Consider the following 2,966-nt stretch of genomic DNA (forward strand, 5'->3'; position numbering starts at 1 on the left):
ATGGGATCAGGTGGTACCATGTCTCTATGGTCGCCAGGCAAACTGGCTTGGTTGAATGCATGTCTTACGTGCCTAAGCACTGCGTCATTCAATCCAAATAAGGTGGTAAATAAGCTGATATAAACATGTCTTTTCTTGTGTCCAACTTGCGTTGGTTAGCAACAATCCGCTGCAGTTTCTGTCTTTCGATAACCTAACCACTTGATTATATGGTCAAGCCTCACGAGCAATTAGTACAGGTTAGCTCAATGCCTCGCAGCACTTACACACCCTGCCTATCAACGTCCTGGTCTTGAACGGCTCTTTAGGGGGCTCAAGGCCCCAGGGAGATCTAATCTTGGAAGAGGCTTCGCGCTTAGATGCTTTCAGCGCTTATCCCGTCCGAACGTAGCTACCGGGCAATGCCATTGGCATGACAACCCGAACACCAGAGGTTCGTCCACTTCGGTCCTCTCGTACTAGAAGCAGCTTTCCTCAAATCTCCAACGCCCACGGCAGATAGGGACCGAACTGTCTCACGACGTTCTGAACCCAGCTCGCGTACCACTTTAAATGGCGAACAGCCATACCCTTGGGACCGGCTTCAGCCCCAGGATGTGATGAGCCGACATCGAGGTGCCAAACACCGCCGTCGATGTGAACTCTTGGGCGGTATCAGCCTGTTATCCCCGGAGTACCTTTTATCCGTTGAGCGATGGCCCTTCCATACAGAACCACCGGATCACTATGACCTACTTTCGTACCTGCTCGACTTGTCAGTCTCGCAGTCAAGCGCGCTTATGCCATTACACTAACCGCATGATTTCCGACCATGCTTAGCGCACCTTCGTGCTCCTCCGTTACTCTTTGGGAGGAGACCGCCCCAGTCAAACTACCCACCACACAATGTCCTCGAACCAGATAATGGTCCAGAGTTAGAACCCCAACAGTACCAGGCTGGTATTTCAAGATTGGCTCCATGGTAGCTAGCGCCACCACTTCAAAGCCTCCCAGCTATCCTACACAAGTAATATCAGAGTCCACTGTGAAGCTATAGTAAAGGTTCACGGGGTCTTTCCGTCTAGCCGCGGGTATACGGCATCTTAACCGCAAATTCAATTTCACTGAGTCTCGGGTGGAGACAGCGTGGCCATCATTACGCCATTCGTGCAGGTCGGAACTTACCCGACAAGGAATTTCGCTACCTTAGGACCGTTATAGTTACGGCCGCCGTTTACCGGGGCTTCGATCAAGAGCTTCGCTTGCGCTAACCCCATCAATTAACCTTCCGGCACCGGGCAGGCGTCACACCGTATACGTCCACTTTCGTGTTTGCACAGTGCTATGTTTTTGATAAACAGTTGCAGCCACCTGGTCACTTCGACTCCCCTCAGCTTACGGAGCAAGTCCGATCACCAGAGGGAGCGTACCTTCTCCCGAAGTTACGGTACCATTTTGCCTAGTTCCTTCACCCGAGTTCTCTCAAGCGCCTTGGTATTCTCTACCTGACCACCTGTGTCGGTTTGGGGTACGGTTTGTTATAACCTGAAGCTTAGAAGATTTTCTTGGAAGCATGGCATCAACGACTTCGTCCAAAAGAGGACTCGTATTCGCTTCTCAGCCTTAGGGGACCGGATTTGCCTAATCCCCCAGCCTACGAGCTTAAACGCGGACAACCAACGCCGCGATCGCCTAGCCTACTCCGTCCCTCCATCGCAGTTATAACAAGTACGGGAATATTAACCCGTTTTCCATCGACTACGCATTTCTGCCTCGCCTTAGGGGCCGACTAACCCTGTCCTGATTAGCATGGGACAGGAAACCTTGGTCTTCCGGCGGGGGGGTTTTTCACCCCCCTTGTCGTTACTCATGTCAGCATTCGCACTTCTGATACCTCCAGCAGACTTCTCAATCCACCTTCGCAGGCTTACAGAACGCTCCTCTACCATGCGTGCAAGCACGCATCCGCAGCTTCGGTTACACATTTAGCCCCGTTATATCTTCCGCGCAGGCCGACTCGACTAGTGAGCTATTACGCTTTCTTTAAAGGGTGGCTGCTTCTAAGCCAACCTCCTAGCTGTCTGAGCCTTCCCACATCGTTTCCCACTTAATGTGTATTAGGGACCTTAGCTGGCGGTCTGGGTTGTTTCCCTCTTGACAACGGACGTTAGCACCCGCTGTCTGTCTGCCGTGATTGAACTCCTAGGTATTCGGAGTTTGCATGGGGTTGGTAAGTCGGGATGACCCCCTAGCCCAAACAGTGCTCTACCCCCTAGGGTTAGACACGACGCTCTACCTAAATAGATTTCGAGGAGAACCAGCTATCTCCGAGCTTGATTAGCCTTTCACTCCGATCCACAACTCATCCCCAAATTTTTCAACATTTGTGGGTTCGGTCCTCCAATGCCTGTTACGGCATCTTCAACCTGGCCATGGATAGATCGCCCGGTTTCGGGTCTAATGCCAGCAACTAATTCGCCCTATTAAGACTCGGTTTCCCTACGGCTCCCCTATACGGTTAACCTTGCTACTGACATTAAGTCGCTGACCCATTATACAAAAGGTACGCAGTCACAGAACAAGTCTGCTCCTACTGCTTGTACGCATACGGTTTCAGGATCTATTTCACTCCCCTCACAGGGGTTCTTTTCGCCTTTCCCTCACGGTACTGGTTCACTATCGGTCAATTGGTAGTATTTAGCCTTGGAGGATGGTCCCCCCATCTTCAGTCAAGATAACACGTGTCCCGACCTACTTATCGCAAACTTAGTACCACAGATGTGTTTTCGTGTACGGGGCTATCACCCTGTATCGCTAGACTTTCCAGACTATTCCACTAACACTTCTGCTATCACTTGCAGGCTGTTCCCCTTTCGCTCGCCGCTACTAAGAGAATCTCGTTTGATTTCTTTTCCTCAGGGTACTTAGATGTTTCAGTTCCCCTGGTTCGCCTCCTAAGACCTATGTATTCAGTCAAAGGATACCTA

The 2,966-nt window shown here is 51.0% G+C and carries 1 rRNA gene; it reads right to left on the bottom strand.

The window, feature by feature from the left end:
- Nucleotides 1-209: 209 nt before the first annotated feature.
- Nucleotides 210-2,966, bottom strand: a 23S ribosomal RNA gene (locus AB4876_RS19015); the annotation flags it as partial.

Origin of the sequence: Zhongshania guokunii (assembly GCF_040892635.1) — a bacterium.
Taxonomy (GTDB): Bacteria; Pseudomonadota; Gammaproteobacteria; order Pseudomonadales; family Spongiibacteraceae; genus Spongiibacter; species Spongiibacter guokunii.